General features: G+C 70.0%; 21 protein-coding genes and 1 pseudogene. 11 read left to right on the plus strand and 11 right to left on the minus strand.

The genetic code is table 11. From position 1 onward, the window contains the following. Nucleotides 1-284 precede the first annotated feature (284 nt). From ACQEVZ_RS06020 to ACQEVZ_RS06035, 4 genes are all read left to right on the plus strand, one after another. Nucleotides 285-1,811 (plus strand): M28 family metallopeptidase, encoded by a 1,527-nt coding sequence (locus ACQEVZ_RS06020; protein ID WP_433362380.1) that lies wholly within the window; start codon nt 285-287, stop codon nt 1,809-1,811. Nucleotides 1,812-2,645: 834 nt separating this feature from the next. Beyond that, nucleotides 2,646-3,584, plus strand: coding sequence for a hypothetical protein (locus tag ACQEVZ_RS06025; protein ID WP_433362383.1), 939 nt, complete (start codon nt 2,646-2,648; stop codon nt 3,582-3,584). Between the two features lie 435 nt (nt 3,585-4,019). Beyond that, the gene (locus ACQEVZ_RS06030; protein ID WP_433362386.1) at nt 4,020-4,880 is read left to right on the plus strand and encodes a phosphotransferase enzyme family protein; all 861 of its coding nucleotides are present in this window, start codon (nt 4,020-4,022) and stop codon (nt 4,878-4,880) included. Nucleotides 4,881-5,534: 654 nt separating this feature from the next. After that, nucleotides 5,535-5,732 (plus strand): hypothetical protein, encoded by a 198-nt coding sequence (locus ACQEVZ_RS06035; protein ID WP_344505917.1) that lies wholly within the window; start codon nt 5,535-5,537, stop codon nt 5,730-5,732. Nucleotides 5,733-5,744: 12 nt separating this feature from the next. Here ACQEVZ_RS06035 and ACQEVZ_RS06040 read toward each other — a convergent pair whose 3' ends face one another. The 6 genes and pseudogenes from ACQEVZ_RS06040 to ACQEVZ_RS06065 form a co-directional block, all read right to left on the minus strand. Next, nucleotides 5,745-6,548 carry a hypothetical protein gene (locus ACQEVZ_RS06040; protein ID WP_433362390.1) on the minus strand — a complete coding sequence of 268 codons (804 nt, stop codon included), beginning with the start codon at nt 6,546-6,548 and terminating at the stop codon, nt 5,745-5,747. A gap of 157 nt (nt 6,549-6,705) precedes the next feature. After that, nucleotides 6,706-7,215, minus strand: a complete 510-nt coding sequence (locus tag ACQEVZ_RS06045; protein ID WP_433362129.1) for a hypothetical protein — start codon at nt 7,213-7,215, stop codon at nt 6,706-6,708. 210 nt (nt 7,216-7,425) lie between these two features. Further along, nucleotides 7,426-8,348 (minus strand): annotated as a pseudogene (locus tag ACQEVZ_RS06050) (IS630 family transposase). 123 nt (nt 8,349-8,471) lie between these two features. After that, nucleotides 8,472-9,026 (minus strand): YcxB family protein, encoded by a 555-nt coding sequence (locus ACQEVZ_RS06055; RefSeq protein ID WP_433362393.1) that lies wholly within the window; start codon nt 9,024-9,026, stop codon nt 8,472-8,474. A gap of 1,071 nt (nt 9,027-10,097) precedes the next feature. Then, nucleotides 10,098-10,328: a hypothetical protein gene (locus tag ACQEVZ_RS06060; protein ID WP_344505923.1), complete on the minus strand. Its 231-nt coding sequence runs from the start codon at nt 10,326-10,328 to the stop codon at nt 10,098-10,100. 172 nt (nt 10,329-10,500) lie between these two features. After that, the gene (locus ACQEVZ_RS06065) at nt 10,501-11,739 is read right to left on the minus strand and encodes an MFS transporter (RefSeq protein ID WP_433362396.1); all 1,239 of its coding nucleotides are present in this window, start codon (nt 11,737-11,739) and stop codon (nt 10,501-10,503) included. A gap of 128 nt (nt 11,740-11,867) precedes the next feature. On the opposite strand from ACQEVZ_RS06065, the gene ACQEVZ_RS06070 reads away from it, so the two are divergent. Together ACQEVZ_RS06070 and ACQEVZ_RS06075 are read left to right on the plus strand one after the other, a co-directional pair. Beyond that, nucleotides 11,868-12,497, plus strand: a complete 630-nt coding sequence (locus ACQEVZ_RS06070; protein WP_344505925.1) for a TetR/AcrR family transcriptional regulator — start codon at nt 11,868-11,870, stop codon at nt 12,495-12,497. 29 nt (nt 12,498-12,526) lie between these two features. Then, a complete protein-coding gene (locus tag ACQEVZ_RS06075; RefSeq protein ID WP_433362401.1) occupies nt 12,527-13,063 on the plus strand; it encodes an AAA family ATPase in 537 nt (178 codons plus the stop codon). Nucleotides 13,064-13,127: 64 nt separating this feature from the next. Here ACQEVZ_RS06075 and ACQEVZ_RS06080 read toward each other — a convergent pair whose 3' ends face one another. After that, a complete protein-coding gene (locus ACQEVZ_RS06080; protein WP_433362404.1) occupies nt 13,128-13,286 on the minus strand; it encodes a hypothetical protein in 159 nt (52 codons plus the stop codon). 157 nt (nt 13,287-13,443) lie between these two features. On the opposite strand from ACQEVZ_RS06080, the gene ACQEVZ_RS06085 reads away from it, so the two are divergent. The 4 genes from ACQEVZ_RS06085 to ACQEVZ_RS06100 all read left to right on the plus strand — a co-directional run bounded on the left by ACQEVZ_RS06085 (nt 13,444) and on the right by ACQEVZ_RS06100 (nt 17,886). Then, on the plus strand, nt 13,444-14,214 hold the full coding sequence (locus tag ACQEVZ_RS06085; RefSeq protein WP_433362407.1) for a hypothetical protein: 771 nt from the start codon (nt 13,444-13,446) through the stop codon (nt 14,212-14,214). Continuing rightward, a complete protein-coding gene (locus ACQEVZ_RS06090) occupies nt 14,178-14,753 on the plus strand; it encodes a hypothetical protein (RefSeq protein WP_354903632.1) in 576 nt (191 codons plus the stop codon). Before ACQEVZ_RS06085 ends, ACQEVZ_RS06090 begins: the two co-directional genes overlap by 37 nt. Nucleotides 14,754-14,966: 213 nt before the next feature. Further along, complete coding sequence (locus ACQEVZ_RS06095) at nt 14,967-16,118, plus strand: serine hydrolase domain-containing protein (protein ID WP_433362410.1); 1,152 nt, start codon at nt 14,967-14,969, stop codon at nt 16,116-16,118. 139 nt (nt 16,119-16,257) lie between these two features. Then, nucleotides 16,258-17,886, plus strand: a complete 1,629-nt coding sequence (locus ACQEVZ_RS06100) for a discoidin domain-containing protein (RefSeq protein ID WP_433362413.1) — start codon at nt 16,258-16,260, stop codon at nt 17,884-17,886. A 156-nt stretch (nt 17,887-18,042) separates the two neighbouring features. Here ACQEVZ_RS06100 and ACQEVZ_RS06105 read toward each other — a convergent pair whose 3' ends face one another. Then, nucleotides 18,043-18,849, minus strand: a complete 807-nt coding sequence (locus tag ACQEVZ_RS06105) for a polysaccharide deacetylase family protein (RefSeq protein ID WP_433362416.1) — start codon at nt 18,847-18,849, stop codon at nt 18,043-18,045. 99 nt (nt 18,850-18,948) lie between these two features. Continuing rightward, on the minus strand, nt 18,949-19,737 hold the full coding sequence (locus ACQEVZ_RS06110; protein WP_433362419.1) for an MBL fold metallo-hydrolase: 789 nt from the start codon (nt 19,735-19,737) through the stop codon (nt 18,949-18,951). 114 nt (nt 19,738-19,851) lie between these two features. Here ACQEVZ_RS06110 and ACQEVZ_RS06115 point away from each other — a divergent pair, with 114 nt between their 5' ends. Next, nucleotides 19,852-20,394 (plus strand): hypothetical protein, encoded by a 543-nt coding sequence (locus ACQEVZ_RS06115; protein ID WP_433362422.1) that lies wholly within the window; start codon nt 19,852-19,854, stop codon nt 20,392-20,394. A gap of 296 nt (nt 20,395-20,690) precedes the next feature. Here the strand turns inward: ACQEVZ_RS06115 and ACQEVZ_RS06120 are convergent, their stop codons facing one another. Then, nucleotides 20,691-21,740 carry an ABC transporter permease gene (locus ACQEVZ_RS06120; protein WP_433362425.1) on the minus strand — a complete coding sequence of 350 codons (1,050 nt, stop codon included), beginning with the start codon at nt 21,738-21,740 and terminating at the stop codon, nt 20,691-20,693. Continuing rightward, nucleotides 21,737-22,477, minus strand: coding sequence for an ABC transporter ATP-binding protein (locus ACQEVZ_RS06125; RefSeq protein WP_433362428.1), 741 nt, complete (start codon nt 22,475-22,477; stop codon nt 21,737-21,739). The genes ACQEVZ_RS06120 and ACQEVZ_RS06125 overlap by 4 nt, the downstream gene beginning before the upstream one ends. Nucleotides 22,478-22,591: the final 114 nt, after the last annotated feature.

Consider the following 22,591-nt stretch of genomic DNA (forward strand, 5'->3'; position numbering starts at 1 on the left):
CCGGCCGAGCGTGAGCGGCTCGACCGTCGCGGCGTCCAAATCGATGACGGCGCGGGTGCCGGAGAGGGGTTACGTAGGCAACCGCCAGGGGTGGGTCGCCACATAGATGAGGGTTGTGATCGATATTTGACTATGGGACGGTGACCTTCCAGGGGTAAGAGGCGGGAGACGAGATGCATCGGGTCGGATTGGTGGGTGCGGCCGTCATCATCGTTGCGCTTGTCGGCGCGTCGCCGGCTGCCGCAGCGCCACCGGACGTTGATTCGTCACGGCTGGAGCGGCTGGTGACGGTGGATGGCATCACCGATCATCAGCGGGCGCTGCAGCGCATCGCCGACCGCAACGGTGGCACGCGCGCCACGCGGACGCCCGGCTACACCGCGTCGGCGGCCTACGTGAAGGCCACGCTGGAGAGGGCCGGCTACAACGTCCACTACGAGATGTTCAACATGCCGGAGTGGCATGAGAACGCGGCGCCCGCGCTTCGGCAGGTCTCGCCGACCGGCAGGGCCTATGTCGCGGGCGGCGCCGGGGACGACGACTCGCCGTCGGTCGACTTCATCGCGTTCGAGCACACGCCGACCAAGGCGCTGACGAACGTCAAGGTCGTCCCGACCGACGACGTCGTGATCCCGAGCCCCGGCGGATCGACCTCCGGCTGTGAGCTGTCGGATTTTCCCGCGGCCACCAGCGGCGCCGTCTCGCTGATCCAGCGGGGCACCTGCTCGTTCACTTCTAAGCTGGAGAACGCCGTGCAGGCGGGCGCCATCGGGGTGATCCTGTTCAACGAGGGTGACACGGCGGCTCGCAGCAACGCCCTGTTCCGCGCGGCGCCGTTCGACTACCCGCTGCCGGCGGTGGCGTCGAGCTTCGCCGTCGGTCAGGAGCTTTACAACGCGTACAAGGCGGGCCAGAACCCGACCGTCGACCTCGCGACCAACGGTGTCGACGAGCAGAGGCTGTATCCGAACGTGGTGGCCGAGACCAAGCGCGGGGACGCGAACCACATGGTGCTGCTCGGCGCCCATCTGGATTCGGTGACCGCGGGTCCGGGCATCAACGACGACGGGTCAGGCACGGCGTTCCAGCTCGAGCTCGCCGAGCAGCTCGCCAAGGTGGGCACGCCGCGCAACAAGATCCGCTTCCTGTGGTTCGGTGGCGAGGAGGACGGCCTGGTCGGCTCGCAGTATTACGCGGCCCACCTGTCCGACCGCGAGGTCGCGCGAACGGACATGATGCTCGACACCGACATGATCGCGTCGCCGAACTTCGCGCGGCTGGTCTATGACGGCGACGGCTCGACGTTCGGCTCCGAGAACGCCGGACCCGAGGGTTCCGGCCTGATCGAGCGGGTGCTCACCGGCTACTGGGCCAAGCGCGGGATGGTCAGCGAGCCGATCCCGTTCGACGGCCGCTCGGACTACGTCGGCTTCATCAACCGCGGCATTCCGGCGGGCGGCGTGTTCGCCGGGGCCGAGGCACCCAAGACCGCCGAGCAGGTCGCCAAGTACGGTGGCGTACTGGGCGAGCAGCTCGACCCGTGCTACCACGAGGACTGCGACACGTACACGACCGTCACAAAGCAGCCGCCCGCCTCGACGATGGAGACGTACGCCGCGAACCCAGCGCTCGCACAACAACAGGCCAACAGCCTCCGCGGCAACGCGCTACGTTCGCTGCACCAGTTCAAGAACACGCTCGTGCACGCCGTCTGGTACTTCGCGTGCGCCAAGAACGCCTTCCCGCCGAAGGTGAACGCAGCGGACGCCAAGAAGGCCGCAACCAGCCACGAGCGCCCCGGCGACCGCTGAGAGGTTCGAAACGATCGCTGCCCCGGCTTGGACGCCGGGGCAGCGGCGCGCGCCCTGCCGCCGGCAAGTCCGGGCTCGCTCATCGGCTTCTTATCTACTGGTGGTACGACCAGGACAGCGCGCCTTGATCTCGACGAGGCGGTTACCTTCTGTGACGGGCAACGGCTGGGCGGCACGCGCCCGTCAGCGGCATGTCCGGATGCCAAGGGCAGTGAAGCAGGGTATTCGGTGCAAGGGTGTCCTGCGTGCGCCCTGGGCGGCGGTCGCGGTTCAGACTTTGCGGGCGCGCATCACGAAGACGCTGGGCATGAAGTGGCGAATAGGGTTGCCGTCCGCCTCGGTCCGCCGATCCTCATAGAACCCGTCGATGGTGAAGCCGGCGGCTATGACGCCGCCTATCTGGGGCACCGGCAGCGGCCAGGATCGGCGCCTGTTGCCCGCCACCCGAAGCCAGGCAGAGCACCCGAGCCCCGGCGAGTGGTTCAAGCCAGTGTCTCGGCACTGGCCGCTGCTCGCTGACGGTCAGTGACCAGTCGCCTCGTCGAGCCGCGGCCACGCGCGCGGAGGAGACGATGTGGGTGTACGGGTTGTCGCCACGGTCGACGGCATGGTCCCACGCCTGTCGGTTGAGGTCCTGGACGCGGTCTTGGCCTGTCAACAGGCTCTCCTTCGCAGCGATGACGTCGGGCAAGGGTGGCACGGAAGGCGACCGGGCCACACCCGAATTCACGTGTACCGAAGGCAGCCGGTTCAACATCGACACCATGGCCGAGCACCTGGACTTCCCACCCGCTCATCGGCATGGGTCGAACGACCTCGTTCACAATGGTGGCTGTGCCGGCTTACGTCTACAAGGTCACCAAGCGGGATCCGATGACTCACTGGTACGACGACTACGAGCGCAGCGATCACGGAACAGTGGAGTCCGCCTATCTCGCCGCGGTCGCCGCGTTCGGCCGGGAAACCGGGATCGCCCGACTCGCCATCCGCGAGCCGCAGGTGGCGGGCCGGATCAACTTCGGGCTCGATCCACCGGTTGAGGGCGACGGCCTCACCGGGCTGTTCCCGCCCGACCTCGCCGGCTTTCACGACGGGGCGCAGATCGACCTGGCCGTCGGACTCGAGCTGGTCCGGGTGATGCTGCGGGAGAACGGTGCATGGTGCCGGTTGGAGCTCGACGACCGGTTCCTCGTCCACGTCGGCTACGACCAGTACATGTACGTCGGCAGCGAGGTGCCGTGCCCGGTCGCCGTGGCCGAGGCGCGGAAGCTCGGACTCTTCGTGGAGCCGATCCCGGAGTCGCCGTGGGCGTACGAGTTCGAGAACACCGACGAGCGCCGGCCGGCCGATGGCGCGTTTTGGACGGAGGTGGGCGCGCAGGCCGAGGCGCACGGGTCGCTGCTGCTCGAGGCGACGGCTGTCGTCAACCGGCCGGCGTTTCACCGGCTCACCCCCGGTGCCCTCGCCACCGTGCGGGACCAGCTCGCGCCCAGAACGATGCTGGCAGTCTGGCCGGACCTGTCCTCCGACGTCGGCGCGGTCCTGGGCGATCTGCCCGGCGGCCTGTTCACGATGGTCTGGCAGGACCAGCAGGGCCGGATCAACCAGCAGGTATGCGATGGCCGCCTGCACGACGAGCTGCGCGCCATGGTGTCCGGGGCCCGGGCCGCCACGATCATCTACAGCAACGGCATCGCCATGCTCGCCCGAGCGATCGTTGCCGACCCGGACGGTGTCGTCCGCGCCCGATGGGCATTCCGCGCCGACGGCTGACAGTCCCAGCCGCCGGCCAGCGGCACTTGGAGCACTGCTCGGCGTCGGGTATCTGCAAGGCAACTGGAGCACGCGCGCACACCAGCGATCAGCTGATGCGGCGCGCCGTACCCACCGATGAAGATCACCACGTCGTCGTGGATCAGCACGGCCCGTGCCCCACGGACCGGACCCGGCGCGAAGGGCCTGACCTCCGTGTCGGTGATCCGGATCAGTGGGAAGCCGGTGTAGTAGTACGCCCAAGTCGTGCGTGCACCGACGTTTCGTTCGTCACTGCCGAGCGAGTTTCGCCGTCGTCTGAGGTGCTGCAGCCCGCCGGTGCGTGGCCGCAATCGCTGCGGGCACGGGCTGGTCGTGCAGATCCACGGCCACTCGAGCCGATACTCGCAGAAGACGTCGACCGGCAGGACTCGGCAGCGGTAGCATCCTGGTTCGATGTGGAACGAAGCAACCCCGCCGACGACGACTCAGGTCCGCGACGCCTTCGGTGTCGAGGTGGGCGAGCTGCGGCCCCACCCGGGCGGGTTCGAAGCGGATGCGTTCACGGACGGGCGCTGGTTCGTGAAACTCTGGCGTCAGCAGCCCGGCAGCGACGCCGCACTTGCGCTGACCGCTGAGCTGGCGGCTCGGGGCATCCCCGTTCCTGCGGCGCAGCGAGCGCTCGACGGCTCGTACACCTCCGAGCACCATGGCCGGCGCTACGCGCTGTTCCCGTTCGTCGACGGCCGCCAGGCAACGTGGAACGACGCCGACGCGATCGCGCGGGCGATGCGCGCCGTGCACGAGATCGCCGACCTCGTCCTACCCCGCACCGATATGGACGAGTGGTGCATCGAGGTGCTGCGCGACCGGCACGACCACCCGTGGATCGTCGACCGCCGCGACGAGGTCATGGCCAACGTCGACCGGCTCGAAGCGGTGATCGAACGGGCCCGCGCGATCGACGTGCCCCACATCGTGTGCCACCACGACCTGTTCCCTCACAACGTCCTCGTCGACCGCGACGGTCGCGTCGCGACGCTGCTCGACTGGGGTCAGACGATGCTGGCACCGCGCGAGCACGACCTGTTCGCCGCCTTGTGCGGACCCGACCCTGTGCGCTTCCTGCACGCCTACGGCGCGCAGCGACTCGACCTCACCCACCTCGAGTACGCCCGGCTCGCCCGCTCGCTGCACGACCTTGCAGCTCGCATCTACAACGAGGTCGACCTGGACGGCGTCAACACGTGGGGTTTCGACTTGTTGCGCCGAGTGGACGCCGACCTCGCGCTCGCCCGACCATTTTGCGACCGCTGAGGCCGCCCGATGCGCCGATCGACGAGATTACGGCGCGACCGACGCCGGATCACGTCGATCCGCGCTTCAGCGTCGGGACGGACTCCATCGCCTCGGCCAGCCGACCAAGCTTGCTTGCGGGGAGGCGTGTGGTCGACGACGCATGCTAATTAGACACTTGCGCGGCAACTATCCGGGATCCTCGGCCGCGACTTGCCCCGGCCTGGCGAACTCCCATGCCGCGAACAAGGCGCACTACCGCCCTTGCGTGCGCTCCTTCGTCCAAGCTCTCGCAGCGACACGCCCGGACGTGTTGGTGCCGAAACCGCCACGCTGAGCGCGGCCCGCGAGAAGCCGGCCCGGCTCGATCAGTTGCGCGCTCCAGGGCCGACCATGTTGGGAATGCCTGGCACGAGTGGCGCTGATGCGTAGCCGAGCCCCAGTATCGCTCTGACATCGGCACACCAGCGGAGGTCGACCGTCTCAACGCCGGGGTCGCGGCATGGAGCGCTCAGTGCGCTGTGCAGCCGGCCGAGGTGGAATAGCGGTGCAGTGAGTGAGGGCTTTCGGGATACCGGTCCCGGCGGTGATCGCGCCGAGGCTGCCGCCCCGTGCCGGCAACAGCCGAGGCAGCGACAACGGGACGTGGTGGTCGCTTGCACCTACACTCACGCCATGAAGCGAGCGGATGTCGTGTGGTGGGTTCTTCTCGGTACCGGGTTCGCCTTCGCGGTGGCGATGTTCATCGCGATCTTCATCTTCGACGTGACCCCACCGCATCTACTCTTTGCCGCGCTGCCGGCGTTCGCCATTGCGGCGACCCTGTCGCGCAGCTGGCTGCGGGACCGGTCGAGCCACCCCCGCAGCCGCTGAACCCGCTCAGGCTCACGCCGGCGGATGGCTGAATCTATTGGGGCCCGGACCGTATAGCGCGGTCAGCAATTCGGTGTATCCGGCTGCCGTGCCGATACGCTGGCGACGCTCGGGATGGACGAGGTAGTGGTGCATCGTGTGGGCCAGAAACAGCGCGTTGACGGTGTCGGTACGGATCTGTCGCCGGGTCAACGGCAGGCCGGCGACGCGGATGAGATCAGGCCTGGCGTACGTGAGCTGCAGGAACAGCGCCGATGGGGTGATGGCCGGCAGCGAGGCCGTCGTCAAGGCGTCCCACGGGACGGCGAGCGTGCCAAGCACGCTCCGGTCCTGCAGGCCGTCCGGCCCTAACCGCACACCGATGCCCTGCCATGCCGCGGTGATGAAAACGACGCTCAACACGACGAGCAATACGGCAAGGACGACCATCGTGGCGGCCATGAACTGCTCGGCCCGGTCCGGGGACGGCCAGCCGCGCAGCTCGGTGTGCATGTTGACGGTGATGGTGATGAAGGTCGCGCTGAAGAACGCCATGCCGACGGCCTGGTAGACATGGCCCGGCTGGGGCAGGGTACGAAATGCGGACGCCGCGGCATCCACCGTGAACGCCGCCGGCCGCCACCGGCTCACCGCGACCGACGCCAGGAAATTTGCCGTGAGCGCGAGCAAGGACAGCACCATCGAGATCGCGGACCTGATACCGCTGTGCGTCGCCGACAGCAGATGCACCCCTACGAACACGCAGGCAAGGGACACCGCACCGCCGAGCACCCAGCGAGGACAACGGGCGGTTCCGGCGAGGATCGCAGAGATCATCCCGGCAGCGTAGGACCGGCGCCCACACGGCAGATCAGCCGATCGGACCCACGGCCGGCGGCCTCTACCGGGGTGATCAAGGCGGCGCTGAGCCTCAGGTGTTGCTTGACCGTTGAAGGTCAGGTTTGGGTGCTGGTTGCGCGATCACCGTGGCGTATCAGGCGCGCAGCAGAGACGGGGACGGCCACGGCGAGAGGCTCGGGCCGAGCGAGGGAGTCGGCATCGTCGCATAGGCTTCGACGTCCCAGGAGGTGATGGTGTCGGCACGGTCGAGCGCCACGGTGAAGGGCCCGAGGTCGATGCGGCCGACCGCCAGGTCGTCGGCTGGAAACATCATCGTTAGGAACCGCCACTGACCGTCGCAGGTCCAGCCGTCCGTGAAGTACATGCTGACAGCGATCATGCGCGCTTTGAGCACGCCCGAGCCGGTACACCGCCCGCGGAGATGAATGCTCCACCCTTCGCGGATCGAGACCTCGACGTACGGCTCGCCGTACTGCGTCGAATGCCACGCGCCGACCAGCCGGTCGTAGGAACTTACCTGCCCATCGATGGTCCCCAGCACGAACGGCGCCTGCGCGGGATCCGGGTTGGACGAGCGGGTGCAGGCGGCCAGCCCGATGACCGCGACCACCACCGACACCAACTGGACCGCCGTCTTCTTCACAGAGCGAGGCTATGGGTGCCGGCCGCGATCCGCTGCCCCGCCGACGTCCAGCACTGCGCCAACGTGCCACGATCCCGCCGCATTCATGCGACCCACCGCTGCGACCCGGTGATCAAGCTGGCCGTAGCGACGTATGGAGCGCGACGATCGTCGGCCAACCGCCGCGCACGATCGGCGGCAGATGCGTGCGTTCCCGCGCTAAGCGCCTGATCAATACTTCTGTCTGTAACTCTCGGGCAGCCATGGCGAGGTCCAGGGTGCGGCGGTGGTGAGGTTTTGGTCGTTGGTGCGGTTGCGGAAGAAGGCATGGGCTTGCCGATCAGTGCCATGCGGGGGTGCTCGGCGAGCCACCGTTTGGTGATGCCGCTGTGGTGGGTGGTGCCGTTGTCGCAGATCACCGCGATGATCGGGGCGTCGGGGTAGGCGGCGAGGAGCAGGTCCAGGAAGTAGCAGAACACCACCGAGACGTTCTTCACCGAGACGTGGTGATGCCAGGCGCCGGTGGCAAGGTTGACCGCGCCGTGCACGGTGCGGCGAATGTTGGTGCCGGGCGTCATCACCCGGTGGCGGACGCCTCTGGGCATCCAGCAGGCTCGCACCCGGGCCAGCAGATCCAGGTGTGTCTCGTCCTCGGCGAGGACGACCGATCCGGCGGGCAGGGCGGTGATCTGGTCGCGGATGCTGGCGCAGATCTGGTCGTGGTCGGGGTCGCTTTTGGCGATCAGCCGCGGTCGGGACCAGCGGGCGTGTTCGCGGGTGCGGCGGTAGATGGTGCGTAGGCTCAGGTTCGGTCGTCCGAGGGCGCGCCAGATCCGGGCGGTGGTCCAGGCTTTCGGGGTGTTGAGCAGCCGGCGGATGCGATCGCCCAGGCCGTGGCTGCCCAACCGTGGCCGGCCGGTTCGGGGCCGGTCCGGCAGGCCGCTGAGTCCTTCCAGACCGTGCCGGACGATCCACCGCCGCACGGTGCGTGGGTCGAAGTGCAGCACGTCGGCGATCTCGGCGGCGGACATGCCACCGGCGGACAGCAGCACCATCACTGCTCGAGCGGCGACCCGCCACTGCTGGTGCAGGGCGGTGACGAGCTCGGTGTGCTGCTCGTCGGACAGGTTGGCGTAGATGTGCGCCGGGCGCATACTGGTCGAGGCCTCGTCGTGGTCGGACTTGTGTGTGGTAACCAAATCCAAACTCGACGAGGCCATTCCATGCCCTCATCGATCAACTTGGGCGAGTTACGGACATAACTTCAGGCAACCCGCTTAGACCGTCGCAGATCCCTCAGGATCGACCCGAGTCGGCGTCGCGGTTGGAGGGTCCATAGCGTCTGCGGTGAGCAGGCCGCGCGCTGCCAAGAATGTTCGGAGTTCGGCGTTCTGCCGCTCGGTCAGCACGGCTCGAGGCAGGTCGAAGATCCCGAAGTGTTCCACCCCGAAGATATATGCTTCCGGAACGACCCATACGCGTTGCACCAGTGGCCAGTGGTAGGTCACGGCGGACAGTTCAGTGGTAGCGTGCACCGCTTCGTCGTCAATCACGTAGTGGCGCGCGGCGAGCCAGAACGTTGGTACGGCCATCAGCGCCACATACTTGCGCCAGGCCCGCCACAGCGCGAAACCGGCGGCGACGGTGAACAACACGCTGACCCAGACAGCAGTGACGCCATCGACGTCGTCTCCGAACGTGACGACCACGTATCCGAGCAGCGCAAGTCCGACCGCGACAGCCACCCGCGGAACAGCAGCACGCCTGGCACCCGGCACCAGATGCCTACGGAAGTACTCCTGCGGCCGGGCGAAGGTGAACTCGATGAGCACGCAGCGATGCTACGGCGTCCGGCCACCTCGAAGATCACCGCACACGGTCATCGGCAGGACACAAAGGCCCCCTTGGCCACGGCGAGTCGCTGACGGTCTGTTACGAGTGGCAGCCGGTCCCACCATGACCGCGCACTAACGGCGGCAGATCTGCTCACCCGATCACGATTCACTTGGCGCTGAAGCGTACCGCGGCCAGCAGTTGCTGCCCGTTCGTAGGAGGCTCGGAGGTCGCTGAAGCCAGTCGGAACTACGGTCCTTGCTGGATAAATCGGCCAGGGCCAACGATGAGGTCGGCGATAGCAAGGACCAGCAGAGCTGTCCCAAAGACAGCGAACACCGCACCAAGAACACGCTCGAGGATAATGAACGGGGCCGGATCCAGAGGTTCCCGACGGAAAGGGCTCCACTGCTGGGTCACCCTCATGTGCTTAACGACCAGATCGCGGTAGTTCGTGGCCAATACAGCGCCGACCAACGAAAATACGACACCAACGCCGAAAGCCCACCACGAACCCGCCATGCGCTGAGTATCCCATTGCGAGTCGCACGTTCATCAGCACGGTCGGGCACCGAACCTGTGACCTGGCGGCGGCCTCGCGCATCTGACTGACGGTCCCGGCAGGCAATCGCCTCGCCGCTGCAATTCCAGCCCCTGGCCCAGCAGTGCCCTGATAGAAGTTCGGCTCAAGACATCGTTCGCGTACAAGATCGCATGCCCGCTCATCGGCATGAGCGGAAACGTGATCAAGCGTCATTGATGTGGTCGCCGACGAAAGCGTGAGCCGTAATCAGGTTCCGAAGGCCATGCCGTCGATGACACAGACCGGTGGGGCCTGACGACGATCGACAGCCGACGCGAGACGATGGACGGCTGTTGGCGAGCCCGGCATGTTGTTATTCGACCTGCTGCAGGCGGCCGGCTCCAGCCGGTCGCGCTCGACCAGCATTCGCCGGGCGACTGGCCCATGCTGCCCTCGAGGCAGGTCACCCCGACGATGCGGCCCTGTAGATCCCCTCCTCCCACCCGGCACTCACGACTGCCAGCCGCGCCAGGCCGGCGGCATGTGCTTACGATCCGGCGCTGTCGAAGCGGAACGCGTAGTACTCGCTGTCGCGGTTCACGGTGAAGCCGAGTGTTTCCAGCCGGGACAGCTCATCGTCGGTGAACGCTTTGGCGTCGGCCAGGACGAACAGCTGGCCGTGTTCGATGTCCAGCGGATAGCCCGGGTTGGCGGGATGCTGGGCCAGCAACGTCAGGCCCTCGATCAGGTTGGCCCACGCGGGCGGAGGTACGGTCACCAGGAGCCTCCCGGTCAGGCGTCGATGTGGCGGCGCGATCACCATATCGGCGTCCTGCGTGGCCAGGTCATCTCGACCCGATTCGACGCATCGCCAGGCTGACGGTGGCACGATCGTGGTGGTCTTGGTGGTGCCGCCCCGGGCGGGGCGGCAGACCTGGCGTTCTGGGTGGTCAGGCGGCTGTCGGTGACGGGTCCAGCGAATCGTCGGAGGGCTGCGCGGGTGCCTGGGCGGTGGCCGGCGGGCGGAGCAGGCCGGTCGCCCAGGAGGCCGGGGCGGCGATCGCCGAGACCACGATGCCCACGATCACCGGTGCGGAGGCCCCGTGTGTGGCCAGTGCCCAGCCGCCGATGAGGGAGCCGAGGGCGATGCCGGCGTTGATGGCGGAGGCGGGCAGCGTGGCCGCCAGGTCGGCACCGGGGCCGGACAGGGCGACGATGCGGTACTGCAGCGACGGCACCATGCCGAACCCGGCGATGCCCCAGACGACCAGCGCCAGGGCGACGAGCAGCGGCACTTCCGCCACGAAGTACAGCAGCACCAGGGCAGCGACGAGGACGACGTTGGTCACCAGGATCGTCCTCGACGCGTTGCGGTCGGCGAACCGGCCGCCGCCGAAGGCGCCGATCGCGGTCGCGGCGCCGTAGGCCAGCAGGAAGGCGCTGATGAGGGCGCCCGAGATGCCGGTGACCTGGTCGAGGAACGGCGTGATGTACGTCAGGGTGGCGTACGGTCCGGCGAACAGCAGCATGCACAGCCCGAGGAGGGCGAGCACCCGCGGCGCGAGCGCGTGCCGGGCCTGGGTCCAGGCGTTGCCCGCGCCGCCGCTGGGAACCGGCGGGATGGCCAGCGTCAGGGCGGCGAGGACCAGCACGCCGAGCCCGATGATCGCGAGGTACGCGCCTTCCCAGCTGCTGACCTCGCCGATCAGTGTGCCGATCGGCACGCCGAGCGCGGTGGAGACCGCGAACCCGCCGATGACGGCGGAGAACGCCCGGCCGATCCGCTCCGCCGGCACCATGCTGATGCCGGCGGTGAAGGCGAGGCCGACGAAGAGGCCCTGCAGCGCGCCGGTCACCGCCCGGACGACGACGAACGTGGCGAAGTCGGCCGTGACGACCGCGACCAGGTTGAGCAGCAGCCACCCGGCCAGCGTCGCCCAGAGCAGCGGCCGGCGGGCGAGCTTGATGGTGAGCGCGGTCAGGATCGGCCCTCCGAGGGACAGGCCGAGCGCATAGGCGGTGACGAGGTATCCCGCGGTGCTCGTCGACACGCCGAGGTCTGTGGCGACCGGCTGAAGCACGCCGACGACGACCAGCTCGGCGCTGCCCATCGTGAACGTTCCCAGGAACAGCAGGAGCAGTGCCAGGTTGGTACGTCTGCGGCTGGCCGACGCGGTCTGCGGACTCATGACGTCCCTCTCAGCTCATCCAAGGTGCGGCCGATGTCGAGCCACAGCGTACCGTAGTTAGGGAACGATCCCTAACATTCGCGGTGACTATAGTTTTTCACGGCAGTGGGTGACGGCAAGGGGGCACGATGCGGCGGTCAGGCTCCGAGACCCGCGAGCACCTCCTGCAGGTGGCGCACGATCTGTTCTACTGGCGTGGCATCAGGGCGACCGGGGTCGACATGGTGGCCTCCGAGGCCGGGGTCGCGCCCACCACGCTGTACCGGCTGTTCGGATCCAAGGACGGTCTGGTGGACGCCTACGTCGACCACGTCGACCAGGGCTACCGCGCGTGGTTCACCGCCGCCACCGAACCGGGTGAGCAGCCACCGCGGCAACAGATCCTCGACCTGTTCGACAAGATCTTCGAATCCCTCCAGCCCGACACGTGCCGCGGGTGCGCGTTCCTGATCGCCATCGGCGAGTTCCCCGACGAGGATGTGCCGGCCCACCGCCGGGCGGTGGCCACGAAGACCTGGGTCCGCGAGCGACTGCACGGGCTGGTCCGGCACCTGGCCGAGGTCGAGCCCGTCGACGACCCTGACGCGCTCGCCGACCGCCTGGCCCTGATCGCCGAAGGGATGAACGCGTCGGTGCAGGCCCTGGGCATCGACGGCCCGGTCCGGCAGGCCCGGGCAATGGCGGAGCTGCTGCTCGACGCGGCCACGACCCGCGACGCCGCGCACCGCCCGGCCCGGCCGTCCCGTTCCGGCAGCTGACGTCTACCCACCGGTCATCGGCAGTGATGATGAGGCGACCGACGCTGTTTCTGACGGTGGGGCTCCCGGGTACCGGGAAGACCACCGCCGCCCGACGCATCGAGCTCGAGCGGGGAGCGCTTCGTCTCACGAAGGACGAATGGGTGAAGGCGCTCTTCGGGCCCGAGAATCCGGAGTCGGCCGGGGACGTGATCGAAGGACGGCTCATCCAGATCGGGCTGCGCGCCCTTGAACTGGGCAACACCGTCATCATCGACTTCGGCCTCTGGAGTCGGGATGAGCGCTCCGCGCTCCGCCAGGCAGCAACCGACCGGGACGCCACGGTGCAGCTGCTCTACTTCGAGCTCACATCGGCCGAACAGCGCAGACGCCTCGATCAGCGCCAAACCGAAGCACCGCACACGACCTGGCCCATGTCCGACGAGGAGCTCGCCGAGTGGGCGGCCTGGATCGAGGTGCCGACGCCAGGCGAGCTCGACGGCAGCGAGCCCATCGGCGGCCCACCGGCCGGATTCGCGACGTGGGACGAATGGCGCGGACACCGCTGGCCACCATCGGTCTGCTGACCTGACCCCTCACGGCGCTGCCACGAGTTCGTCCCGCACAGGCCCCAACACCATATGGCGCCGCTCAGCCGAAGGTTCCGAGGGCGGTGAATCGGGCGTCCAGGTCGTCGACCCATTGCGCCGACGTGCGATGGTCCGGCAACGCGACTCCGGCCTCGGCCCGCCACAACGCGTCCCCGAGCACGGTCCGCAGGTGCCAGGCCATGATCCGGTCGAGGTCCACCGCACGGTATCGGAACCGCGGGCGCCCAACGCCTACAGCGTGGGGCAGGTCCCGCAACGGGGACACCATGCATCGATGAACACGAGTACGATCAGGCGGGGCGGCGGATACCCCCACGGGGAGACACATGAATAGTCAAGTCCAGTCAACGTCCACTGTGGAACGTTTCATCGACCGGATGATGGCCATGCTGGTCGTGTTCGTTCTCGCCACCGGTGCCGTGGTGGTGATCGACGAGAACCCGGCCGCGGCGGCCGGAACCTGCGGAACGCAGGGCAACTACTTTGACGGCTACTACTACGATCCTGACATCTGGCCCGGGTACAGCTTCGAAGGAGCGTCTGGTTACATCGTCGTACGAGACGGCGTGCTGTGCAGCGGGGCAGGTGGCATCGGCAACTTCTCCAATGCGTGGCTGATGATCGCGGGCTGGAACCGCACGGGAGCCGCGTGGTCCCAGGTAGGCTTCGAACGGACCTCCGGTTCTCCGCTGCGGTGGTTTTCGCAGCACGCCTGGAACAACAGCACAGGCGATCACCTGTCGACCCGCTACAGCACCTTCTCGATCGCGTCGGAGGTCGGCGTCCGTCACACCTTCCGGGTGCTGTGGAACTCAGCCTGCACCTGCCTGCAGGCCATCATTGACGTCACCGTCTGGTCCAACTCGGACTTCAACCCCTTCTTCAGCTCTGGCTGGGGCGGCCTGCCCTTCTCACCGCAGTTCTCGGGGGAGACCGGCCACCTGGAGACCGATGTCCCCGGCAGGTCCGGCACCCGCACGGCTTTCACGGCGTTGGGCGCCCAGCAGTACTCCAACGATGCCCTGGTGCCCATGCCATGTGCGATGAACGCGACCACCTCCAGCGCCCGGTGGGGTCGGTCCGCCTCCGGTTGCGACGCGTTCTCCATCTGGACGGCGACACCATGAGGAGGAACCCGATGCAACGCGGCTTGTCCCTGCGACACCAGATCACCGTCGGCCTGTTCGTGGCGATCGCAGCTGCGGTCGTGGTGCCGATCGTGATGGCGTCGGCGGCAAACTCGGCCCCTTCCACTCGGCCGGACCCGGGCTGGCTGCGCGCCGACACGACCGCCGACGTGGTGTACCCGGACGGTGCCACGGTGGCCCGTCCGGCAATCCAGGCTGCGGCGCCGAAGGTCGACCGCGGCTCGGCCGTCGCCAAGGTGCGGTCAGCCGGCTTCGCGGAAGAGCTTCAGCCCGGCACCCCGGAGGTGGCACTGCGGTCGGTGACCCGGCAGCTCAAGGGTCAGGCAGCCGCCGACTACGCCGACCGCCTGGCCTGGGTCGTCACCTACCGCGGCAGCCAGCCGCAGGTTCGCGGGCCGATGACGATGAAGCAAGAGGAACGCAAGAAGCTGTCGGCCAGTCTGTACTGCGTCATGGTGTTTCTCGTCGACGCAGGAACGAGCGAAGTCTTCGACGCTCAGCAGTTCTGCAAGTCCTGATCTGACTCCCCGCCGCCCCGTGGTCCCGGAGGCTCGTCCTCCGGGACCACAGCGATGCCAGCGTCCCGCACCGGGCATCCAGCCGGACGGTTGGGACTGGGTGAGAGGTACAGCGTGCACCACCACGGCCGGGCAGGCTGCTGGATCGATGTTCGCCGCTGCCGCTCGTAGCGTTCGGCAGGTATCCACCGCCGACACGTTCAAGGAGCGTTCATGTCCAGCAAGACTCGCCGTGCCGTGCTCGTCGCGGCCGGGACCTCGGCCGTGCTCGCCGTGGGCGCCGCGCCCGCCGCCTTCGCCGACAACGACACCCGCCGCCCCGACGCGGTCCAGCAGCGGCTCGACCACCTCGTGCGCGACGACGGGTTCCCCGGTGCGCTCGCCTCCGTCCGCCGCGCCGACGGGCGGGTCCGCGACTACACCGCGGGTGTCGGCGACCTGCGCACCGGGCGGCCGGTGCCGCGCAACGGTCACGTCCGCATCGGCAGCAACACCAAGACGTTCACGGCCGTGGTCGTGCTGCAGCTGGCCGGGGAGGGCCGCATCGACCTGGACGCCGCCGTCGAGCGCTACCTGCCGGGTGTGGTGCGCGGCAACGGTAACGACGGGTCGAGGATCACCGTGCGCCAGCTGCTGCAGCAGACCAGCGGGCTGCCCGACTACGACGAGGTGCTGTTCACCCGGCCCGAGGACCTCGCCGGTCTGGCGCACGCCTACTACGAGCCGCGCCGGCTCGTCGACGCGGCGCTCACCGGGCCGCCGCGGTTCGCGCCGGGCAGCCGGTGGGAGTACAGCAACACCAACTACGTGCTCGCCGGTCTCATCGTCGAGGAGGTGACCCGGCGCCCGGTCGGTGAGGAGATCACCCGGCGGATCATCGAACCGCTCCGGCTCCGCGACACGTCCTGGCCCGCCGCCGGCGAGCAGCGCCTGCCGGATCCGCATCCGCACGGGTACGTCGCCACCGCGCCCGGCGCCGCGTGGGTCGACGTCACCGAGATGGACCCGTCGCTGGGCTGGGCCGCCGGGCAGCTGATCTCGACCCCGGCGGACCTGCGCACGTTCTTCACCGCTCTGCTCGACGGCAGGCTCCTGCGGCCCGCCCAGCAGGCGGCGATGCTGCGTACCGTCGCCGCGCCGGGCTTCGAGCCGAGCGGCGACTGGCAGTACGGCCTCGGCATCGCCCGGCACCCGCTGCCCTGCGGCGGCGACGCCTGGGGCCACGGCGGCGACATCCAGGGCTTCGAGACCCGCAACCTCGCCACGACCGACGGCCGCAGCGTGGTCGTCACCGTGACCGCCCTGCCCACCACGGAGCAGATGGTCACCGACGTCGCGGGCACCGTGGACGCCGCCCTCTGCTGACCGGCCCGCCGCACCGCGCCCTCCCCCGGTCGCGGTGCGGCACCGGTCCGGGTGCGCCGCGGTGGTTGCCCTCAGCCGGCGCCGTGGCCCGCCGATACCGATACCGCATGCCACGCTGCGACGCGGAGGAGGGGTCGGCGTGCTGCTGCTCGCCTCGCTCACGCGCGTCCGCTGGATGCGGGTCGCGCTCGGCGTGCACCTGACGCTGAGCGTCGTGGCGCTCGCGGCCCTGGCCTCGGGGCGGCTGGCCGGGTCCGCCGGGGACGTCGTCGCGGCGCTCGCCGGCGGCGCCGCGGACGCCAGCGCGGCCGTCGCCTGCAGCGGCTACTTCGCCGTGCCGGCGAGCGGGCCGGCGGGCGTGGACTTCCTCCGTCTGCTGACCGGTCCGGTGCCGCTGCTGGTGACGGTGTTCGCCGTGGCCAAGCTGCTGCTCGCGGGCCGCCCTCCGTTCACGGCGGCGACCGGGGTCCTCGGTGGCGCCGCGGCCGGTGCGGGTGGCCTGACCGCCGTGCTGTGGACGACCGCGGTCGGCTCAGGACACGCCGGCTGGATCACGGCGCTCAGTGTCGGCAGCGACTGCCTGCTGATGGTCGCGGCCTGGGTGCAGTGTCTCCAGGTGGCCGCCGACCCGGACGCGCTGGAACGCCCGAGGCGCCGCCCGTACAGCTTCCTGCCCTACGTCGCCCTGTCCGGCACCCTGGCGCTGCTGACTGGAGCGTTGGTCGGCCATGACGAGAGCGGCCGCACCTGGCTGGTGCTGGCGAGCGTGGCGGTCTCGACCGGGCTCGTGGTGCTGCGGCAGTTCACCGCCGACTACGACCTGAGCAAGCCGTCGGTGCGGGAGCAGGTCTCGCAGGACGTCCGTGCCTACTTCGCGCTCGGGCTGAGCCTGCAGGAGCTGTACGTGCGCAACACGCTCGTCAGCCCGGACCGGCCCGGCGCGGCCTGGTTCTGGGACACCGTGGCGGCCAACGCCCGATGGGCGCGGGCCAACGAGCGGTTGCTCGGCGACGTGCACTGGATCGGCGGGGACCCGGCCGCCGGCGCCGTCTACGGCACCGCGGCGTGGAACTCCACGGCGGGTGCCTCCACGGGCATGCTGATGCTGAGGAACCCGACCACGGCGGCGCAGGCGTTCACCGTCGACCCGCGGACCGTGTTCGAGCTGCCGGGCGGGGCGCACCGGCGGTACAGGTTCACCGAGCGCGACGGCCGCCGCAGCGGTTTCGTCGCCGACGCCGCCACGCCCGTCACCATCACGCTGCAGCCGTTCGAGGTCGCCGTCTTCCAGGCGGTGCCGACGGACGAGGCGGTCGGCGGCGGTGGCCTGCCCCCGCTGTCCCGGGCGGGCTGGACCGTGACGGCCGACAGCGCCGAGTCCGCCGGCGAGAACGGCGCCCCCGCCAACGCCGCCGACGGCAACCCGGCCACCATCTGGCACACCGCCTACACCGGCGGCGTGGCGCCGATGCCGCACCACCTCACCGTCAACCTCAACAACAGCGTCGTCGTCGACCGGCTCGACTACCTGCCCCGCCAGGACGGCGGGACCAACGGCACCATCGCCGACTACCAGATCCTGACCAGCACCGACGGCACCACCTGGACCCAGGTCGCCGCCGGCACCTTCCCGGCCGGCAGCACCCCGAAGACCGTCACCTTCACCCCCACCACCGCACGGCAGGTCCGCCTCCGCACCACCCGCGCCACCAACGGCGCGGCCTACGCCTCCGCCGCAGAGATCACCCTCTACGGCCGGCCCGCCTGACCCCGGTGCCGCCCGGGACGGTCCGCTGTCCCGGGCGGCGTCGGTGCGCGCTCCCCGCACCACGTTCCCCCGCACCCGGCACCCGCACCGCGCGGCCGCCGCCGTCACCGGCGCGGTGCCCCGTGGACGGCGCCGGTGCGCGCGGTCGCCGGCTCGTCAGGGCCGGCGGGCAGGGTCGTTCTGGTCCATGGCGAGCAGCTCCGACACCGTCACGAGGCGGAACCCCCGGGCCCGCAGGCCGGCGAACATCTCGCCGAGGTGGCGCAGCGCCACCAACCTGCGCGGCTGGCCGACGTCGTGCGCCAGGACGATCGACCCGGGCTGCACGGCGTCGACGATGGCGCGGACCTGCTCCTGCGGGTCGCGGCGGTAGCGTCGCTCGTCCATCTGGTGCGACCACAGCACCAGCCGGTAGCCGAGCTTGTCGGCGGCGAGGACGGTGGAGCCGCCGAGGTGCCCGTACGGCGGCCGCAGCAGCGTGGGCGTCCGCCCGGTCACCGCACGGATCGCCTCGTCGCCGCGGCGCACCTCGTCGACGGCGTGGCGCAGGTCGAGCGTGGCCAGGTCGGGGTGCGACCACGTGTGGTTGCCGATCTCGTGGCGGTCCAGCCGCCCGCGCACGACGTCCGCGTGCCGCCTGAGATTGCGCCCCACCATGAAGAACGTCGCCGGCACCTGCCACTCGTCGAGGGCGTCGAGGACCATGGGCGTCCACTTCGGCGCCGGCCCGTCGTCGAAGGTGAACGCGACGACCGGCTCGTCGGTGCGCACGTGATACGTGATGGTGGTGCTCGGCGACTGCGCGTCGGCGAGCACGTCGGCGGCCGACGCGTACCCACCGCTCAGCGGCGGGTGGTCCAGCCCGAACGCCCGTCGCGCGAGTGGACCGCCCGCCGCCCCGGCCACCACCCCGCCCGCGGCCAGCCCCGCCCCCGCCAGGAATCTTCGTCGCGACAGCACCATCCCTGCTCCCCCGTCAGTCCCTGGCGGCATCGTGTCACGCGGACCCCCGCCCGGACCTCCTCCCAGCGACCGGTTTTGATCGCCGGTGCCATCAGGGAGTTACCCTGATCTCTCCGTCATGGACATCCCCGAGCCGGGGACCTCAGCCGTCCTGTGCAGGTAGGCCTCGGCGAGCTGGTGCAGGCGCGTCCTGTCGAAGCTGCGCCCGTGGCCGGGGTGGACCACGGACACGTCGAGGTCGGCGAGGAGCTCCATGCTCCGCCGGTAGTCGGCGACGTCGGAGTCCGGCAGGTCGTCGATCAGGCCACCGTCGTAGATGACGTCGCCGGAGTACAGCGTCCCGGTGTGCTCCTCCAGCAGGGCGATGCTGCCCGGTGTGTGGCCGGGCAGGTGCAGCACGGTCAGTACCCGGCCGCCCAGGTCGATCCGGTCGCCGTCGTCGATCGTACGGCTCAGGGTGACGGGCCGGACGCGGTAGCCGGCCGGGTCGTAGCCGGGACCGGGCAGGACGTCGAGCATCAGCTCCGGGACGGGTTCCCCCGCCGCGTCGATCCCCAGCTTGTCGTAGAGCTCCGCGCCGCACAGGCTCGCCGGTACACCCGCCGCCAGCAGCTCCGCCTCGGCGGGGTGCGCGGCCCGGTCGGCGAACTCGGCCGCGCCACCGACATGGTCCAGGTGCGCATGGGTGAGCAGGACCATCGGGTCGCGCTCGAACAGGCCCGCAACCGCGTCCCGGAGGCCGACGACACCGAGCCCGGCGTCGATCACGATGTCCCGGTCGGTGCCGCGCAGCCACCAGAAGTTCGCCGACAGCAGCTCGTTGACGTGCGGCTCCGAGATCCGGATGACGCCGCCACCCACGTCGGTCCGCGTGTACCAGTCGACCATGCCCGCCAGTGTGCCAGCGGGCGCCCGCACCAGCCGGGAGGACGACCGTGACGACGACCTCGCCGCACGCCCGGGACGTCCACGGCATTACCAAGATCGTCGTAGGGTGTCCCGTTGCGTCTCGTTCGATGCGGTCTGGTGGCGGTGCTGGCGGTCGGCCTGGCTGGTTGTGGCGGGAGCGGCGGCTCCCCGCAGCAGGCCGCGCCCGCGGTGTCGGTGAGCACGAGCACCGAGCCCCCGTACGTGCCCAGCCCGATCAAGACCGTCACGCTCGACCCGGGGCCGGAGCCGACCGCCGCGGAGACGACCCCGGCGGAGTGCCGCTACGCGACCGTCGGGGAGGTCGGCCGGATCGTCGGCGAGCCGGTGACCCGCCCGTTCGTCGCCGTCGGCGGCTGCTGGTACCGCCTGTCCGGCGCGAGCGCCCCGAACACCAGCGTCAAAATCACCGTCTTCCGCAACCGCGTAGCCCAGCTCGACAAGGACCAGGTCGCCGTCATCGGCCTGGGCGGCAAGGTCTACTGGGACGAAGGCACGGGCGGCATCGAGGTCCAGCTCGGCAAGGACGTGCTGTACGTGGAGGTCGGGTCCATCAAGGCCGCCGACAAGCTCGACCGGGCGAAGGAGCTCGTCTCCCTCGTACGCAAGCGGATCTGACCGACGGTCGCAGGCTCTGGGCACCGGCCGTGCTCACGACTGATCCGTCCTGTGTGGACAGTGCGGGCACCTTCCCTGACGCGACGGGTACACGAGCCGACGGTGGCCGGCGGCAGTGCAACGGCGGCGGTGGCGGTGGCGGTGGCGACCATGCTGCCGGTGCGCCGCCGGAGCATGCCCCCCGACCAACGGCCGGTTCGAATGACCTGGGGCCGGACGCGGCGGCCGGGTGTCGAGGACCCGTCACCCGGCGCCGCCGCAGTCAGTGATGGACGTCGAACGGCGCAGGCCGTGGGTTACGACAGCCGCAACCGGCGTATCCGCACGGCGCAGAACGCGGCCAGGCCGGCGGCCAGCACCAGGTAGCCCGCCGTCTCCGCCCATTGGAACGCCCAGTATCGCTGCGCCGGCTGGTAGGTCACGAGCTGGGCGAGCCGCAGCCGGTCGACGGCCGCGTCGCACTCCGCCGGCGGGAACGCCGGCGACGTGCAGGCTTCCGGCACCGGTCCGGAGAACGGGCGGCCTTCCGCGTCCACCGTCCGCACCGAGGTGATCCACGCGCCGGGGATGTCGACCGGCATCGACACGGCCATGCCGTGGTCGTCGACCCGCACCTGGTGCGGCTTCCCGGTCACGGTCAGCGGCGTCGTGGTGGACAGCGCGGCGCGGTAGTGCTCGCGGAGCACCGCCGGCACGAGCACCTGTATCGCGGCCAGGACCGCGACGGTCACCGCCATCGCCGGCACGGTGCGTCGCACCAGCAGCCCCACCGCGACACCCAACGCGAACGCGAACACCGCGTGGCCGACGGGCACGACGTCCCGGGCACCGAAGACCAGCGGCGCGAACCGGTTCGGCAGCGCCAGCCCCTGGTCGTGGCCCGGCAGGCCACCGGCCCGGTCCAGTGGCGCCGCCCACCAGGTCACCGCCAGGCTCGACAGTCCCGCGAAGAGCCCCGCGGCGAGGCCGGTCAGGCCGAGCCGCACCAGGAGCCAGCGGGTCCGGGTGACGCTCTGCGTCCAGGCCAGCCGCAGCGTCCCGGCCTCCAGTTCCTTCGCGACCAGCGGCGCGCCCCAGAACATGCCGATCGCGGCCGGGATCCCGTAGGCCAGCACGATGCCGGCGAAGTACAGGAAGGGTCGCACGTTGCCGGCCTGGACGCCGTCGGCGAACGCGGCCTGCGCCCGGACGCAGTCGCCGGCGGCAGCGCACGTGCCCAGGCCGCTGGAGGCGTACATGTCGACGAGGCGCGCGCCGGTGAGCAGGAACGCGACGCCGACCGCGGCGACCAGCCCTGCCGCGGCCCACAGCTGTGCCCGGGTCTGCCGCCAGGTCAACCAGGTCATCGTGCGGCCTCCGTGTCGTTGTCGCGGCCCTGGCCGAGGTAGGTGAGGACGAGTTCTTCCAGGTCCAGCCCGGGATGCCCGGCGAGCAGCGCCGTGACCGGCCCGGCCGCCTGCACCCGGGCTGTGCTCAGCACGATCAGGTAGTCGCAGCTGCGCGCCAGGTCCGAGACCACGTGCGAGGACAGCACCACGCTCATCTCCCGATCGGTGACCGACTCGGCCAGGTCCCGCAGGAAGTCGTGCCTGGCGAGGGGGTCGAGGCTCGCCGCCGGCTCGTCGAGGACCAGCAGGTCCGGACGCTTGCCGACGGCGAGGGTGAGGGCGAGCTGTGCGCGCTGGCCACCGGACAGCCGTCCCGCGCGCAGGCCCGGGTCCAGGCCGAGGCGGTCGACCCGCCGCTTGGCGTATCCGGCGTCCCAGCCGGGGTTGAGACGGGCGCCGAGTCTCAGGTGTTCGGCGATCGTCAGGGTCGAGTAGACGGGTGCGTCCTGCGCGACGAAGCCGACCCGCGCCAGGTGCGCCCGGTCGGCGCCGGGGCGGCGGCCGAGCACCTCGACGGTGCCCGCGGTCGGCGCCAGCAGACCGACCGCCAGCTGCAGCAGCGTGCTCTTCCCGGCCCCGTTGGGGCCGACGAGCCCGGCCACGCGCCCGGCGGGGATCGACAGTGTGCACTCCATGAGCGCCCACCTGTCCCGATACCGTTTGCCCAGGCCTCTGGCCTCCACGACGGCGCTCATCTCATCCTCCACGAATCGCTTGCGGTGCAACGATCCTGATGCGTGCGGGCGCCCGCGTCGTCGTGCCCGGGAACAGTCCTGGGGCTCAACGTCAGACTCAGGTACACCTCCGGC

This window comes from Dactylosporangium sp. CA-152071, assembly GCF_050936335.1.
GTDB classification, from domain to species: domain Bacteria; phylum Actinomycetota; class Actinomycetes; order Mycobacteriales; family Micromonosporaceae; genus Dactylosporangium; species Dactylosporangium maewongense.

Bases quoted from the DNA above. Each gene is read 5' to 3' on its own strand.
- ACQEVZ_RS06070 (WP_344505925.1), top strand. From the start codon at position 11,868: ATGCGGCGGTCAGGCTCCGAGACCCGCGAGCACCTCCTGCAGGTGGCG.
- ACQEVZ_RS06075 (WP_433362401.1), top strand. From the start codon at position 12,527: ATGAGGCGACCGACGCTGTTTCTGACGGTGGGGCTCCCGGGTACCGGG.
- ACQEVZ_RS06110 (WP_433362419.1), bottom strand. From the start codon at position 19,737: ATGGTCGACTGGTACACGCGGACCGACGTGGGTGGCGGCGTCATCCGG.
- ACQEVZ_RS06095 (WP_433362410.1), top strand. From the start codon at position 14,967: ATGTCCAGCAAGACTCGCCGTGCCGTGCTCGTCGCGGCCGGGACCTCG.
- ACQEVZ_RS06030 (WP_433362386.1), top strand. From the start codon at position 4,020: ATGTGGAACGAAGCAACCCCGCCGACGACGACTCAGGTCCGCGACGCC.
- ACQEVZ_RS06105 (WP_433362416.1), bottom strand. From the start codon at position 18,849: ATGGTGCTGTCGCGACGAAGATTCCTGGCGGGGGCGGGGCTGGCCGCG.
- ACQEVZ_RS06040 (WP_433362390.1), bottom strand. From the start codon at position 6,548: ATGATCTCTGCGATCCTCGCCGGAACCGCCCGTTGTCCTCGCTGGGTG.
- ACQEVZ_RS06120 (WP_433362425.1), bottom strand. From the start codon at position 21,740: ATGACCTGGTTGACCTGGCGGCAGACCCGGGCACAGCTGTGGGCCGCG.
- ACQEVZ_RS06065 (WP_433362396.1), bottom strand. From the start codon at position 11,739: ATGAGTCCGCAGACCGCGTCGGCCAGCCGCAGACGTACCAACCTGGCA.
- ACQEVZ_RS06125 (WP_433362428.1), bottom strand. From the start codon at position 22,477: ATGAGCGCCGTCGTGGAGGCCAGAGGCCTGGGCAAACGGTATCGGGAC.
- ACQEVZ_RS06035 (WP_344505917.1), top strand. From the start codon at position 5,535: ATGAAGCGAGCGGATGTCGTGTGGTGGGTTCTTCTCGGTACCGGGTTC.